Genomic DNA, 15,035 nt, shown 5'->3' on the forward strand with positions numbered 1-15,035 from the left:
TCGATTCGGATCTGGCGGCCGGAACCGAGTCCCCCATGGCCGCTTCGAGACCACCTCCTTCCCGTTCTGCTCGTTGCGTGACGGCACCATTCTCGGTCGCTTGTGCTGGGCTGAATCAGTGCGCGGCTGCTGACTCTTCGACGACTCTGACAGGAACGAAGCTGGTCATGTCGGGGGTGTAGAGGCGCTCTTCTAGGGTGAGTTGGGTGGGGCGGGAGGGGAGGCGTTGGAGGGGGAGGAGGTTCAGGGGGCTTCCCTGGAGGATCAGGGCGCGCCAGGAGGTGCGGGTGCCGCTTTCGAGGGTGGCGGTAAAGGAGACGTAGCCCTTCCCTGGCGGCAGTCCTTCCGGGCGGATGGCGGCGCGGACGAGGAACTGATTGCCTTCGGGCTCCACCTTGAAGGTGACGTGGAGCGTACCCATGGCTTCGACGGACTTTGCCCGCGCACCGAAGATGTCGACTTCGGGGACCAGCGAGAGGGCGATAGGAGCGCTCGCCGAACCGGTGCGGATGAGCCAGGGCTGCTGCACTCTCCCGGCGGTCCGGCCCCATTCGAAAAGCCGGCGCTCGGTGTAGAGCGCCGCCTCGTCGAGAGAGATCCGGCCGTCGTGGTCACGGTCGACTCCGGCGGCGCCACCGAGCGCTTCGATCAGGTAGTGGGTGAACACCCCGCGGCGGAACTCGTCCGACTCGAAGCTCTCCTGCCCGAGGCGGGAGGAGGACAGAACCGCCGTTCCGGTAGCTCCCGACTCCAGAGCGTCGGCAAGTGTGTAACTCATTGCCCCGCTGGGCCCGCCTTTGGACATACCGCTGTGGCAGGCGTCCAGCACGAGCATCCGCGTCTTCACCGGCAGGCTCCGCAGAAGACGGAAGAGCTCGGGGACCGGGAGACCGGTAGTCTCGACCTGCTCGACGGTCGTCTCGTTCAATACGAGTACCGGACCTGCGGCAGTTTCGACTCCGTGAGAAGAGACGAAGACGAAGAGGGTGTCCGAGAGGCCGACCTGAGTTCGCAGAAGCTCAATCTCCTCCTTCACGCGGGCCGCGGTGGCTTGGACACCGGCGTTTCCTGCCAGGAGCCGGATGCGCTCGGGGGCGTATCCCCCGTGTGGACTGGATAGCAGTGCCTCGGCCAGAGCGCCAGCGTCGCTGGCCGCAAAGCGGAGCGGCAGGATGCTCGAATCCCGATAGTCGGAGACTCCAACGAGCAGTGCCCACCGCTTCGCTGGCTCCTCCGCAGCAGGTGCAGTGGTTGCGCTGGCAAGGGCGAGGAGCAGAAGCGCACCGAGCGTGAGGCTCGGGTTCCGGCAGGAGAGCATTCGAAACCTCAGCCCCCGGTTGTCAGGACGGCGAAGTCGGCGAGCGTCTGGGACGAGAACCCGGCTACCGCATGGGCCCGAAGCGAGGTCCTCTTCTCCGAGGGTCGTTGATAGACGAGGCTGAACGCGACGTCGGCCTCGATCCGTCCTTGACTCGGCAACCGCATCTCATCGAGCAGTTCGCCGGTACGAAGGTCGACGCGCTGAATCGCGTGGCCCTTGCCATCTCCCGTCTGGACGATGTCGACCCGAACGAACGGGTCTATCAGGCGCTGCCGGGCCTGATAGCGGTCGAGCGCCCGTTTGCCGTAGTTCTGTGGGAGGCCCGAGGCGATCGCTTCCGGAGTGCGTGCCGAATCGGCCAGGAGTGCAAGTCCAGCCACGATGGCGACACTGCCGCCCACCAGCAGAATGTCCTGGGCAATCTTGGATCCGACTTCGCCCGCACCGACAGCGAGAACGAGTCCTCCGATTGCCATTGCGATTGCGATCTTGCGCTGCTTCTTTTTGAGCTCCGCCGCAAGCTCGAGGTCCTCCGGGTAGACCGGGGGGCGCGGCTTGGCGCGGCTCCAGACACGTTCGAGACCACTGCCGGTCAGCGAGTAGGCCACGTCCTCGTCATCGGATTCGATGAGCACGCGGTCCTCGTCCAACCAGCGAACCCGGTGGTTCCGGTCGACGGAAGCGAAAGTGGGTTTGCCCTTGTCTGTTCGCTCCTGGGGGTAGCGCGCGATCTCCAGCCCGGTGGACGTATCGATCACCACCATTCGCACGAACGCCGGATTTCCCCATTGATAGAGAGTGCCGATCGCGCGGGTGCCGGCGGGGGAGCCGATGATGTAGCCCGGCATTCCCCGCTCGTCGATCTTGTGCGCCCAGAGCGGCTGGCCGCTCACCAGGTCGAGGCAGCCAAATCCATCGTCTGCGGCGAGATAGACCTTGTTATCCGAAACGGCGAGGTTGTTGACGTCGTCCAGCTTGCCGGGCGTCTTGCCCTTCCAGAGTGGGTTCTTTTTGAGATCTTTCTTCGTGGCGGCGCGCAGGTCGAAAGCCTTCAGATCGTCGTCTTCGGCGAGAACCAGGACGTGCTCCTCAATGCCGATGTGCTTGTCTTCGACGCTGTACTCCCAGAGGTCTGCGCCGCTGAACAGGTCGAGAGCGTGCACGTCTTCAACCTCTTGTTCGATGATTCGCCCTTCGTGAAGGTAGTACTTGATGTTCTGAGGGTCGTTGATCTCGCGGCGCCATCGTGTCTCACCGGTCAGCAGATCGAGGAGGTAGGCACCGCCGCTGGGCTTCGAGAGCTCGTCTGCGGCGTAACCTCCGAAGGGGACGAAGGACTTGAGCAGGGATGCGCCAATGGACTTGCCGATCGTCTTGCTGACGGAGATCGGGTCGATCGTCTTGAGAAAGAGAGAGTGCTTGTCGTAGATCGGGAGAACCAGCAGGGGGTCCTCGATGATGGCGCCGGCATTCCTCCAAATAACTTCACCGGTAAACTGATCGATCGCCATGGTCAGGCCGACCTTCTTCTCTTCCCCTTTGGCAGGCGGAGCGCCGGGGTTCTGGACGCCAAGGAAGACAATGATGCTGGTCTGGACGACCTCCAGGAGGGAGTCTAGCTCCGCGACGATGGGAAGTTCCCAGATCCGCTCGCCAGATCCGCCTTCCATGCCGACGACTCGCGACGAGAGGCCGACCACGACAACGCCGAGGCTCGTGCTGTGGAACCAACGGACCTCTTCGCCGAAGTCCTGTTCCCACACCTGTTGCCCGGCTTCGATCGCGGGCGGAACTACGGGAAGCTCGACCTCGGTGGCCTCGAGAGTGGCGGGCGGAATGTCGATCGGCGTGCCGAGAACGCTCTCGGCGCCCGCCGCGGAAGGATCCGGCAGGCTCTTGGCCGCAGGGTCTGTGGCTGCCGCTTCGGAGGGCACCTCCGGGGAGGGTGCGCTTGGCGGATCCTGGGCAGCCAGGCCAGGAGGAAGCGTTAGTGCCATAGCCACGAGAGCGAGATGAGCACCCAGGCGGGTGAACGGTCCGAACGAGCTCTTCCGCCATGAACCGAGCCAATCACGAGTAGCGGGTCCGGCCAGGAGTTGCCGATGAGCGTTCATGGAAGGCTCCCAGAAGCAGCAATAAATGATGCGAGTTAGTCGTAGGGACGGAGGATCGTGACCCGCCGGCTCTTTTCCCGGTTCTCTACACCCCTGTTGAGTACCGGTACCTCAGAGCCTCGGCCGGTCGGCTCGAGAGCGACGCTGACCTTTGCCTTCTGAAGGAAGGCGAGTACCGCGGCGGCTCGGGCGCGAGAAAGAGCTACGTTGTGAGGCTGAGAACCCTCGCTGCTCGAGTGCCCCTCGATGATGTAGCGCTCACCGCTCGAAGCCCGGCGAAGCGCTTTCGCGAGCTGATCGAGCTGGCTGGTCGACAGGGGCAATAGCTTGTCGGAGTCGACATCGAACAGGACGGTCAGGTTGATTCCGAAGCCTTTCGCGCCCACGAAGTTCTCATCGGTCGGCTTGCCGGCGAGGGCCTTGGGTCGAACGGACTTGCTGCCAATCTGGAGCTGCGAGGTGATCTCTTCGTCCGATTTGAAGGCGAACTGCGTCGCGCCGTCGGTTTCCCGGACGGTCTGGGGAGCGAACTGCGCCTCGATCACCTTCTGGTCTTCTGGGCTCTCCGCGAGGACCAGAGCCGACTGAAGGTAGATCTCGGCGCCCTCGGCGTCGCCCTCCGCACGCGCGACTCTTGCCAGGCCGATCAGCGGCTGCGGATCGCCAGCGCGCAGCGCCAAAGCTGTCCGATAGGACAACGAGGCGGGCTCGAGCTGGCCGAGCCGCTCCTGGGCTTCCCCGAGAGCAAGATGGGCGGCGGGGCTGCGAGCGCAGTTCAGGACCAGACTGCGCGCGCGAGCCTCATGGTCGGTCGGAGCTAGAGCTCGTAGGTCCCAGGCTGCGGCTGCGATGGCGGCCTCGCCGCAGTCGAGCGGCGCATCTGCTCGAGCCTGGAGCGCCCCGACGGAAAGCGTCAGGAAAGGCACAACGAGAGCAGCGCTGGTCAAGTCGGTTCTTGAGAATCGCGGCATGAAGCGGACAAAAGCAAGCACCGCGCCAGGAGAGTTGGGCTGCCTCTTTCCACCTTCCGGAGATCGAGGCGGTGGCCGTGCTTGCCCCAGGGAATCGAGTACTCGCAAGGTCTCGCGGTTCGGGTTTTCGGGTTTCGGGCACCAGGGCATCGAGCCGCGGGGGACTCGCTGCTCGGGAGCGCTTAGCGAGTGCGCGCCGACTGCCAAGTAGATGCGCGCGGAGTGAAGGTAGTGAGCGGCGCCCCATCGGCAGTTTCCAGTTGTTGCGCACCACTCATGGATGGTCGCCGTCTTGCAGCCCGGAGATCGGGAGGGGTCAGGCATGGCTTCGAATCTCCAGGCTGGAAAGCCGAAGGTCGAGATCGCCAGAGCTAGCCATCGATCGCGTCGAACAGAGCTGAGAGGGGGATCGCAGTGAGTCGAGAATTGAGCCGAATCCTATCGACGGTTGGAGGGATCTTTCTGGCGAGCTGCACGGTGTTGCGCGCATCGTCGCCTCCTCCCCCAGTGACCATCAAGGGCTGCCCCGCCGCGCGGACGCTTCTCGCGACCTTGGTCGAAGTTCAATGGGGCGTTCCGGCGAGTGGTCCGATCGAGTTTCGCTACAAGCTGGATGTCCCAGGCGACTGGATGGGCGGCCTCGCCTATGCGATGAACAAGTGGTCCGATTGGGAGTCGACGCAGTCGGTCAGCTACAGGAACTTCGTCGTCGAAGGCGCCTACCGGTTCACAGTGCAATCGCGATGGAGCGGATCGACCGAGTCCGCGGAGGCTACTTGCAGCTGGCAGATCTACTGGGAGTATCCCGAGATCCGCGAAGCCGCGATGACCATCGACTGGAACCGAGTGAACGCTGCTCCTGACAAACGGGAGCGCTATCGCCTCCTGGCTGAGGAGTACGGCCGGCAGTCGGAGATGGCTTTGCGCGAGTTCGATTACGAGGTTCGCATGTTGAAGCTCACGACCTCGCCGCGAGAGTTGGTCGACACTGTGGCCGGCGCCGTCACGGAGCAGGGTAACGGCATGCTCCTGGAGTGGGCGGATCGTTCAACGGCAGCGGTCGCAGGCAAACTGCTCCTGCCCAAGACGATCTACGAAATTGTGCGCCAGGGCGCCGTGGACGTAGCTCTCGTCTATCGCAACGCCAGGGCCAACGCGGCCTGCTCGAAAGCAGTGGTGGCGGCCTATGCCGAGCGTTTCTATCGCGAGCTGGCCAGCCGCTGAGCCTGAGACCTCGCGGTCGACCCCCGGCGCGCTCAGGTCATGGCGCAGGAATGGACGCCCGTCTTTGGTCTCGGGTTTGCCATGGAGAGTCGGAACCTGTTGGTGCGGGTAGCTCGCGCGCGGCTCAGGCAAAACAAAAGGAGGCAGTATGGCGCGGTCGTTCGTTGCGAAGCTAGCACTCGGAGCGGTGCTGTCGACCCTCGCGGCACAGCCACTCCGAAGTGATGTCTTCAAGGATCTGCTCAAGGGCCTTGAGAACTCCGCCAAACAGGAGCTGCAGCGTCAGGTCGAGGCCGTGCGCACCGAGGCGGCGACGAGCGCTCAGGTCGCTTCGTTCGACTACACCCTGCGACCCTCGCTCCTGGTTCGCACTTCGGACGGGAGGAGGTTTCAGCTGCGCGCCCTGAACTTCGCTGCGAGCAGAGACTTGACCAGTCCGCTCGCCATGGCGACCCGGGCGGACTTTCGCTATCTCGGCGGCCAGACCTACGATGTCTCCTTCGCCTTGCGCTCGATCCAGCCTGTCTCGGGCAGCTTCGTGGCTGGAGTTCTCGCAGGAGCGGCGAACGACTACGCCGAGAAGAACCTCTCGCGGGTGCGCTCCGACATTTCGGCCCTTCTCGGGCGCGCCCTGGACGGCAGCGACTGGGTTTTGCCGCTCGACAACTGCCGTATCGACTCGATAGAAGTGCTCGAAGGGGAAACGACGCCTCCGCCCGCGATGGAGGTGGCCAAGGCCGAAGCACCTACCAGCCACAGCGAGGAGGCCCCCCCAGCGCCGCGCCAGGCTCCGACTCCTGCTGCGCCTCCGGCACCGACGCCTGGGCCTCCTCCAGCCGTCGACGAAGTGCCCCGGCCTGCAGCCCACGTTGACCCCGCACCTACGCAAGTTGCAGCTCCTCCCCCCGTTCTGCTCCCCCGCGCGCGGCTGCGAAGCGTGGACGGGAGTTTCGCCACCTGCAACGTCGACCCGGGCTTCGACCTGAAATCTGGCATGACGGTCGTCGTGATCCGAGGTGGAACCCGGGTGGGGAAGGCGATTGTCATCGATCGACGAACCGGGGAGGCAGATCTCGAGATCACCGAGAGCTTCGCAGGGCGGGACCCTCAGGTCGGAGATCTCATTCGAGTCGAGGGGCGGTGACGGCTTCGACATGCCGGGTGTTTTCGAACGTCCTGCGCTGGTCAGTGTGGAAGACCTTGGGCGTCGGGTCTCAAGTCCGGGACGCGGGGGCAGAGGTGTCGGAGTGTGACCTCGTCGAGCGCCCGGCCAGGCCTATGCTGTCGCTTCGCGGAGGCAGGTTCCGTAGACGGAAGTGAGGCGCAGCTCGAGCGTCAGAGCTTCAAGCGCTTCATCTTGAGCGCCAGCCCGTTGCGGGTTATTCCGAGAATCTGGGCCGCCTTCGACTTGTTGCCTTGCGCGGATCGGAGGGCTTCGGCGATCGCTTCTCGCTCGACGGCGTCGACTCGGCCGTGAAGGGCGCCGTGGGCCTGGGCGTTGTCGAGGTGCGGCGCTTGGGGGGCAGGCGCAGCGGCGGGCTCGATGTGCTGTACGGGTGACTTTGTGTGCTCGACCGAGTACTTCACCGGCCCGAAGTGATCTTCCTGCAGATGCCCGCCATCCGTCGCCAGTAGCACCGCGCGATCGACTTCGTTCTTCAATTCCCGCACATTCCCCGGCCACTCGTAGGCAGTGAGGAGGTCGAGGGCTTTGCGGCTGACGCCGTGGATCTCTTTCTGGTAGCGCTGGGCGGCTTCGTGGGCGAAGGCCAGGACTAAGGCCGGGAGGTCCTCCTTGCGCTCGCGCAGGGGCGGGAGATGGAACTGGAGGCCTTTCAGGCGGTAGTAGAGATCGGCGCGGAAGGTGCCGGCTTCGACGCGTTGGGCGAGGTTCTGGTTGCTGGCGGAGATGACGCGGACGTGGATCTTCTTCGGGTGGTGGGCGCCGACGGGGAGGACTTCGCGCTCCTGGAGGACGCGGAGGAGCTTCGCCTGCAGGCGCTCGGCCATGTCGCCGATCTCGTCGAGGAAGACGGTGCCGCCTTCGGCTTTGGCGAAGAGGCCGGGGCGGGGATCGACGCCGGTCGCGACTCTCGCCTCGACGCCGAAGAGCTCGGCTTCGAGGAGCTCGGCGGGGATCGCGGCGCAGTTGATGGCGAGGAACGGGCCTTTCGCCGAGTGCCCCGAGGCGTGGACGAGCTTCGCGATCAGCTCTTTGCCGGTGCCGGTTTCGCCGAGGAGGAGGACATCCATTGTGCTCTGCACCGTCGCGCGCAGGTGGTGGAACAGCTTCTCCATCGCGACCGAGCCGCCGTGGACCAGCTCGGGCGGGAAGCGCAGCGGATCGGAGCCCATCCCGCCATTCGCGCCGATCGCGACCGCCGCGCCGCGGCGCGCGGGGGTGGGTGGGGCGGCGGGTTTGCGGTGGGCGGGCACGAGCTTTTCCGCCAGGTAGTCGAAGAAATCGAGCTTCCACCCGGCGGGCTTGCCGGAGTGGGGAGGCAAGACCGCTGCCAGGACGACGTCGTGCGGCTTCCTGGGGAGACGCCGGGCGAGGGCGAGACGGTTCTCGACGAGCGCGACGAGGGGCAGGCCGTCGCCGGGCGCGGAGATCGATTCGAGGAGGACCGGACAGAGCGGGGCGCCGGCGTGGACCGGGCCCGCGATCGCCTCGATCGCCGGCTCGGCGTGGTCGCCTTGCGGTGAGTACACCAGCAGCAGCTCCGCGCCCAGCGTCTGGCGGGCGCGCTCCATGAGGTCGGAGGTCGTGGCGCTGCCGAGCTCGAGGCGCGATGACGTCTCGATGCGGCGCACCAGCGCGAGGGCGCTTCCGGGGGTGCCGTAGCCGCCGGTTTCGAAGAGTGGATCGGTGTCGCTCGACCGCGGGGCGCCGGGGCGGGTTCGGCCCTTCGGCGGCGGCAGGATGAGCGTGATGTCGGCGTCCGAGGAGGAGACCTCCTCGAGCCCGACAGAGGCCTTGCCGATCTGCAGCGTCTCACCGGGGAGGAGGAGGAGCTCGGCGTGGCGCTGGTCGCCGCGCAGCAGGCCGTTCTTCGAGCCGAGGTCCGAGATCCAGAGGCCGCCCGGGCGGGAGACGAACTGCGCATGGCGACGCGAGATGCCCGGGAAGGGGACGACGAAGTCGTTCTCCTTCGCGGCGCCGAGAGTGGCCACTTCGGACGGCGGTGAGAAGAAGAGCGCCTGGTTCGCGTAGCGAACGGCGATGCGCAGCATGTGGATGTTCCTCACGCAGGATTTTGGCAGCAGTCGGCGGAGGGTGGCAATCACCCGAAAAGGTGGCGAGCGAGGGAACGAACGAGAAGGGAAAAGCGAACAGGATCGTTGGAAAAAGGGAAGAGAATCTTCGCAGGGGTGGACGTGGTGGTTGGGTATGCCGTGGTGCGGGGGCTCGGGCGCGGCGACGGCCCTCTGTCCGTCAGGGTTCAGCGAGCGGATCGAACACGCGATCGAAACCCAAGCCCTGAAAAGCGCCGACGTTGCGCGTCGCGAGCTCGGTGACTCCCTGGCGGACGAGCGACACGCCGATCCTGGCGTCGAAGATCCTGCGGCGACCGAAGCCGGGTTCAGCGGCCTTCTTCCAGATCGTCGCCATGACTCCCTCGGGTGCATCGAGCAGGCGCCAGCGCGGATTCGTCCGCAGGGTCTCGATCAGGGCGACCGCCTGGGCAGCTGCGAGCGGGCGGGCCGCGATCGCCGGATTCCTGACCAGAACGTAGAGCTCCATCAGCACCAGCTCCGAGATCGCGACGTCTCCGTCGAGCGCCGTGATCCAGAGCTTGGCTGCCGTGTGATCGCGATGCGACGGTTCGAGCGCCGGGAAGAGGAGATTGGTGTCGAACGCGATCATCGCGGCTTCCTGGGCCGAGCGGCCTCCTTCGATGCGGCCGGTTCGTGGACGTAAGACGGACTGTCGTAGAGCGAAGCTCGCCAATCCGGATCCGTAAACGGATCGGTCTGCAGGCCGAGGTCGAGCTGCGGCAGCTTCCAATGGGCCGGCGGCTCAGCGCGCGGCGGGAAGGACGGGACGACCCCCTCGAGCCCTCGCCGAACGACATCGGCGAAACTCATCTCGTACTCGGCTGCAATCCGTTTCGCCTCCCGGTAGAGATGATCCGGGATCTGAATCTGGGTCTTGATCATGCTGGCATTTTGCCATGTGGGCTATTCGCCAGCAATCTGGAGGCCGCGAGAGGGAACTCGATCAGGTCCGGGACGCGATCGATGCGTTTCGCTTCGCTCGACGCATCCTACATTTGGATATTTGGGGTGAGGGGTCAGGGGGTCAGAGCGGCGAGGCGGTCTTCGAGGATCGCCAGGTGGACGCGGTAGGTGGGGTCGGTGCGCTGCAGGCGACGGGCGTCCTCGGCGGCGGCTCGCAACCGTGGCAAGGCCTCGCGGGAACTCCCGTTCTGGGCGAGGAGGTGGCCTGCGAGGCCGTCGAAGAGCGGCCCGTACTCCGAAACCGCCGAACGCCCCGCGCGGAGCTCGGCGAGAAGCATCGCGGGGTCCTCTCCGCTCGCCAGGCGGAGCTCGTACCACCAGTAGCGGTGCAGGTCCTGGAAGCCGCTGGCAGCGAATACCACATCCGGACGAGGTGGCCGGCCGGCACGCCATTCGACGAAGGCGCGTTCGGGAGCGGCCTCCTGATTGGGATAGGCCTGCGCGAACCGGTCGAGCTCGGTGAGTGCCTGTTGCCATTGCCCGCGCTCGCCGAGAACGAGAATGAGGCCGCGCAGCGTGAAGATCCGCGAACGCCCGAGAGTCAGCGAAGCTCCGGCCCCCAGCCCGCGCCGGTACCAGGCGGCCGCGAGGTCGAGCTGACCCTGGGAGTGCAGGTAGCGCGCCGCATCGAAGGCGATCTCCGGCGCGTTGTGCGAGGAGGACCAGAGCGCGTCGTAGCGCGCCAGGGCCTTGGCCGTCTCACCCCCCTCGAGGAGGGCCTGGGCACGCAGGCGCTCGAGCCACTCCTCGAGCGCCGGTACTCCGGCGGCGCGCGCCGCGCCGGCAGCCTGTTCGAGCTCGACGACGGCGAGTCCGGCGTCGCCGGCGGCGAGCAGGCGCGCGCCTTCGCGCATGCCCTTCCAGGCCGCGTCGCGCAGCTGCCGACGGCGAGCCGGTGCGAGCCCGGAAGGGAGGTCGACCAGGAAGCCGTCGAAGTCGAGCACGAGCGGGCCGGAGCCGTCCTGCTTCTGCAGCGAAAGCTGGCGCCGGATCGGATCGATGCTGATCGCGAACTGATCGACGAAACGCTGGTTCGAGGGCAGCAACGAGTACCAGTAGAGAGGCTGGAGGGAACCGCCGATGTCCGCGAGGTCCGGAGCGTAGACCGCGCTCCCGGAGCGCCGGTCCAGGGTTGGATCGTCGAGCGGCGGATCGATCCGCACCGCGGCGATGCCGGCACTCCACCCCATCCGGTTGTTGATCCCCAGCAGGAGGACCTCGTCGCGTCCGTCACCGTCGAGATCGGTGGCGCCGGCGAAGCGATGGTGACCTGCGCTCACGAGGAGAGTGCGTGAGCGGCGCAGGCGGGGCTCGTAGAGCACGACATAGCCAGGGTAGTAGGGATCGTGAGTGAAGCTGAGGACCAGCTCGTCGATGCCGTCGCGGTCCAGGTCACAGCGATTGATCGTGAAGCCATAGGTATCCGAGAACTCGACGAACTGGAGGGCCGACGAAGGGACCAGGACCTCCTCGATCTTCGCCCCCGATTGCGGATCGAGGAAGTGAAGAATGCTGGTGGAGCGGTTGAGCGGCTCGAACGCCCCGCCGAGGAAGGCTGCCAGCCGCAGATCGCCGCCGGCCGCGCGGAAGGGCACGAAGTTCCCCTGCGGACGAATATCGTCCCGCTGCCAGAGGGTCCGCCCGCTGCGGTCGACGGCCCGCACTCCGGTATTGCCATCCACCACCATGTGGGAGAAGCGCGCGGCGTTGTACTGGCGAACCCAGAAGCTCGTCGCCGCCAGGCCGAGCGCGGCGAGCGTCGCTGCCAGCCAGAGGCCTCGGCGCGGGCGAAAGCGCGAGCGGACCCTGCGGGATTCGAGGTCGGCGAGCACGGCGGCGGCGGAAGAGTAGCGCTGCAACGGATCCCGCTCGAGCAGGCGCCGGACGACGGCGGCGAGCCAGGCGGGGGTGTCGGCGCGGAGGTCGGCGAGGTCCGGTGTCGCGTCCTGGCGCAGCCGTTCGAGGAGCGACCCCAGCGACGACTGGGTGACGAACGGCAGCCGCCCGGCGACCATCTCGAACAGCACGACGCCCAGCGAGTAGAGGTCCGAGCGCGCGTCGACCGGCTGGCCGAGAGCCTGCTCGGGCGAGAGGTACTCGAGCGTGCCGAGGACCGATTCGTGGGTCGTGGCGCGGGTCTCGTCGCGCTCGAGATGGAGTGCCAAGCCGAAGTCGGAGAGCTTCACCTCGTCGTCCGCGGTCAAGAGAAGGTTGCCCGGCTTGATGTCGCGATGGAGGATGCCCATCGTGTGCAGGGTGGCGAGCCCTTCGAGCGCCTGCGACGCCCACTTCACGGCGTCGTCAATGGCCACCGGATTCGCCGAGGAATGGCGCGTCAGGCGATCGCCGAGCGAGCCCCCTTCGACGATCTCCATGGTGAGGAAGACGGTTTCGCCGGCCTCCTCGATGTCGAAGACCCGGACGATGCGCGGATGGACGACGTCGCGGGCGATCGCAGCCTCGCGCCGCAGGCGCAGGAGCGCCCCAGGCGAGAGCCGGTCGCGGCGCAGGACTTTGAGCGCGACTTCGCGCTTCAGGAAGCGGTCGAAGGCGCGGTAGACCACCGCATACCCGCCGGTGCCGAGGACCTCGCGCACCTCGAAGCGGTTGGCGAGCTCGGTGCCGCCGGCGAGGAGCTCGATGCGTCCGGGCGGCCTCTCGCCGCCCGGTCCGACGCTCTCCGTGCGTGGGTTCTGGCTCATCGCATCGTTCGTACAGCCGGTGTTGCCGGCGCCGTGGTTAAGATGCGACGAAGTCTAGCTGGGAAACGAGGGACTCCACCCGACCGGCGGGGTGGGCCGGGCGGGCGGAGGGTTGGAGGGGAGCGGCCAAGGCCGTTCGTTCTCCGGGTCGTTCCGGGGGTGGCTGTTCAGGCGGCGATCGATGCGTTTCGCTGGGCTCAACGCATCCTACGATTCGCAGCCCGCGATTCGCGGGCGGCGGTCAGCGCAGCGAGATGTGGACGTTGCTGTCTTCGTCCTGGACGCGGATGGAGAAGGTCCCGGCCTCGAGGGCGCGATCGATCTCCCTACGCGACAGGTCCTCGCCGCCGAGGACGCAGCGGGCGAGTGACCAGGGGAGAGTGAGATCGACTGTGTCGCCGTCTTCTTCGCGGATCTTCATCTCGAGGAGCTTGCCGGCGCGCCGGGCGTCGATCCGCTTTTCGTCGTCCCAGATGCTGCCGCGCGTGCCGTCGCCGCCGCGATCGAGGGTGAGGTAGAGGGAGCGCATCTTGGGATCGTCGTCGTGGTCGTCGCACTCGATGTCGATCGGCGTCATCGCGCGGACGATGCCGTTGAGGAGGCCGCCGCCGAAGGTCATGTGGAGGTCCTCGCCCTCTTCGCTGTCGATATCGATCCGGAGCGTCGGGCTGTCGGCCAGCGCCGGAACGGGCGCGAGGGCGAAAGGCAGGGTCAGCAGGGCGGCGACGAGCAGGGGGCGGGTGCGCATGGTCGAATCCTCCGAGAAATGCTCCTGAGGATCCCTACGGCAGTTGGGGGCGGCGAGTTTCGAAACGGCTCGAGCCCGGGACAGGGGATTGCTCGGGGTCCTGTCTGGCCCGCTTCCTAGCGGTTCCGGGGACACATAGCGGCTTCAGCGCCCGTGGGCCGCCTGAGCTCCCGAGCGGCCGCAATATGTCCCCAACTTTCGCCAGCCACCCCTCGTCGGTACAGCAGCGAGAGAAGCTCCTACCTCCGCTTCACCGCGACGCGAGTGCCGGAGCACGCGACCACCGCCGTGACGTCAGTGGTCGACGGGGTGCCCGATCTTTGCGACCAGGTCGGCGAAGTAGCGATCGAGGTCGGCCTGGGTGCGGGCTTCGACCACCAGGCGGAGGAGCGGCTCGGTGTTCGACGGCCGGACGTTGAACCACCAGTCGGGAAACTGCACGGTGATGCCGTCCAACCAGTCGACCTCGCCTTCGGGGTACGCTGCCGCGAGCTGGCGCATCTTGCCGGCCTTGTCCTCGACCTCGAAATTGGTCTCGGGGCTCTTGGCGTAGCGCAGGAGCGGCGCCACGAGCTCGGACATCTTCTTCCCGGAATGCCAGAGGAGATTGAGGACCTCGACGACCGCGAGGATCGCGCAGTCGGCATAGAAGTTGTCGCGGAAGTAGTAGTGACCGGCGAGCTCGCCGCCGAAGATCCCGTGATTGCCGCGCATGGTTGCCTTGATGAACGAGTGGCCGACGCGCTCGCGCACCGGCACGCCGCCGTGCTCGCGGATCCACTCGGCGACGGCGCGCGACGAGCGCAGGTCGTAGGTCACATGTTTGCCCGGCTCGCGCTCGAGGAGCTCGCCGGCGATGAGCGCCGTCGTCAGATCGCTGCCGACCGGTTCGCCCTTCTCGTCGATGAACGCCGCGCGATCGAAATCGCCGTCGCACGAGATCCCGAGATCGGCGCCGACTTCGCGCACCTTGGCCTGCAGGTCGCGGAGGTTCTCGAGCTTGAGCGGATTCGCCTCGTGATTCGGGAACGATCCGTCGAGCTCGAAGTAGAGCGGCACGAGCTCGATCCCGAGGGCATCCCAGATCGCGCGGTCGACGACCGCCATGCCGTTCGAGGCGTCGACGACCACCTTCAGACGGCGAGCGGTCGCGGAGCCCGCGGCTGGTCGCAGAAACGACAGCACGTGCTGCGCATATGCGGCCGAGACGTCGGCGGTCGAGACCGTTCCGGGCCGGGTCGAAGCCGGGAGCTCGTTGTTCTTGACCAACTTCTCGAGCAGCGCGATGCCGTGATCGCCGGAGACCGGCCGCGCCTCGTGCTTGCTGAACTTGAGCCCGTTGTATTGCGCCGGGTTGTGCGACGCTGTGACCTGCGCGCCGCCCGCCGTCTTCAGATGGCCGATGGCGAAGTAGTTCATCGGCGTGGTGGCGAGACCGATGTCGATGACATCGAGGCCGGCCGCAGTCAGCCCCTCGATGAGCGCCCGCGCGAGCGGCACCGACGACGGCCGCATGTCGCGCGACACCACGACGCTGTTGGAATTCGCGAGATCGTCCTCGTCGAGGACAGTGCGGAACGCTTGCCCGATCTTGCGGGCCGTGCTCTCGTCGAGCTCCGTCGGATAGATGCCGCGGACGTCGTATGCCTTGAAGATGCCTGCCATAAGTCCTCGCTCGGGTTCAGTCGTGGAGCTCCAAGCCTATCAGCGGGG

11 protein-coding genes are annotated in these 15,035 nt (G+C 66.5%); 2 read left to right on the top strand and 9 right to left on the bottom strand.

Annotation, left to right across the window (positions count from 1 at the left end; all coding sequences use genetic code 11):
- Nucleotides 1-115 precede the first annotated feature (115 nt).
- The 3 genes from KBI44_11360 to KBI44_11370 form a co-directional block, all read right to left on the bottom strand.
- Entirely contained in the window at nt 116-1,318 is a 1,203-nt protein-coding gene (locus tag KBI44_11360) for a caspase family protein (protein ID MBP9145074.1), read from the bottom strand.
- Nucleotides 1,319-1,326: 8 nt separating this feature from the next.
- The gene (locus KBI44_11365) at nt 1,327-3,255 is read right to left on the bottom strand and encodes a PQQ-binding-like beta-propeller repeat protein (GenBank protein ID MBP9145075.1); all 1,929 of its coding nucleotides are present in this window, start codon (nt 3,253-3,255) and stop codon (nt 1,327-1,329) included.
- Nucleotides 3,256-3,470: 215 nt separating this feature from the next.
- Entirely contained in the window at nt 3,471-4,133 is a 663-nt protein-coding gene (locus tag KBI44_11370; GenBank protein ID MBP9145076.1) for an OmpA family protein, read from the bottom strand.
- Between the two features lie 699 nt (nt 4,134-4,832).
- Here KBI44_11370 and KBI44_11375 point away from each other — a divergent pair.
- Both KBI44_11375 and KBI44_11380 read left to right on the top strand, forming a co-directional pair.
- Entirely contained in the window at nt 4,833-5,630 is a 798-nt protein-coding gene (locus KBI44_11375) for a hypothetical protein (GenBank protein ID MBP9145077.1), read from the top strand.
- A 148-nt stretch (nt 5,631-5,778) separates the two neighbouring features.
- Nucleotides 5,779-6,774: a hypothetical protein gene (locus KBI44_11380; protein MBP9145078.1), complete on the top strand. Its 996-nt coding sequence runs from the start codon at nt 5,779-5,781 to the stop codon at nt 6,772-6,774.
- A gap of 191 nt (nt 6,775-6,965) precedes the next feature.
- On the opposite strand, the gene KBI44_11385 is transcribed toward KBI44_11380, so the two are convergent.
- From KBI44_11385 to KBI44_11410, 6 genes are all read right to left on the bottom strand, one after another.
- Nucleotides 6,966-8,879 carry a sigma 54-interacting transcriptional regulator gene (locus KBI44_11385; protein ID MBP9145079.1) on the bottom strand — a complete coding sequence of 638 codons (1,914 nt, stop codon included), beginning with the start codon at nt 8,877-8,879 and terminating at the stop codon, nt 6,966-6,968.
- A gap of 187 nt (nt 8,880-9,066) precedes the next feature.
- Nucleotides 9,067-9,498, bottom strand: coding sequence for a PIN domain-containing protein (locus KBI44_11390; GenBank protein MBP9145080.1), 432 nt, complete (start codon nt 9,496-9,498; stop codon nt 9,067-9,069).
- Nucleotides 9,495-9,791 (bottom strand): antitoxin, encoded by a 297-nt coding sequence (locus KBI44_11395; protein ID MBP9145081.1) that lies wholly within the window; start codon nt 9,789-9,791, stop codon nt 9,495-9,497. Before KBI44_11395 ends, KBI44_11390 begins: the two co-directional genes overlap by 4 nt.
- Nucleotides 9,792-9,925: 134 nt before the next feature.
- Entirely contained in the window at nt 9,926-12,574 is a 2,649-nt protein-coding gene (locus KBI44_11400) for a serine/threonine protein kinase (protein MBP9145082.1), read from the bottom strand.
- Between the two features lie 241 nt (nt 12,575-12,815).
- Nucleotides 12,816-13,322, bottom strand: coding sequence for a hypothetical protein (locus tag KBI44_11405; protein ID MBP9145083.1), 507 nt, complete (start codon nt 13,320-13,322; stop codon nt 12,816-12,818).
- A 294-nt stretch (nt 13,323-13,616) separates the two neighbouring features.
- On the bottom strand, nt 13,617-14,987 hold the full coding sequence (locus KBI44_11410; protein MBP9145084.1) for a phosphomannomutase/phosphoglucomutase: 1,371 nt from the start codon (nt 14,985-14,987) through the stop codon (nt 13,617-13,619).
- Between the last annotated feature and the right edge of the window lie 48 nt (nt 14,988-15,035).

Source organism: Thermoanaerobaculia bacterium (assembly GCA_018057705.1).
Classification (GTDB): Bacteria; Acidobacteriota; Thermoanaerobaculia; order Multivoradales; family JAGPDF01; genus JAGPDF01.

Bases quoted from the DNA above. Each gene is read 5' to 3' on its own strand.
- KBI44_11390 (MBP9145080.1), bottom strand. From the start codon at position 9,498: ATGATCGCGTTCGACACCAATCTCCTCTTCCCGGCGCTCGAACCGTCG.
- KBI44_11410 (MBP9145084.1), bottom strand. From the start codon at position 14,987: ATGGCAGGCATCTTCAAGGCATACGACGTCCGCGGCATCTATCCGACG.
- KBI44_11405 (MBP9145083.1), bottom strand. From the start codon at position 13,322: ATGCGCACCCGCCCCCTGCTCGTCGCCGCCCTGCTGACCCTGCCTTTC.
- KBI44_11380 (MBP9145078.1), top strand. From the start codon at position 5,779: ATGGCGCGGTCGTTCGTTGCGAAGCTAGCACTCGGAGCGGTGCTGTCG.
- KBI44_11395 (MBP9145081.1), bottom strand. From the start codon at position 9,791: ATGATCAAGACCCAGATTCAGATCCCGGATCATCTCTACCGGGAGGCG.
- KBI44_11360 (MBP9145074.1), bottom strand. From the start codon at position 1,318: ATGCTCTCCTGCCGGAACCCGAGCCTCACGCTCGGTGCGCTTCTGCTC.
- KBI44_11400 (MBP9145082.1), bottom strand. From the start codon at position 12,574: ATGAGCCAGAACCCACGCACGGAGAGCGTCGGACCGGGCGGCGAGAGG.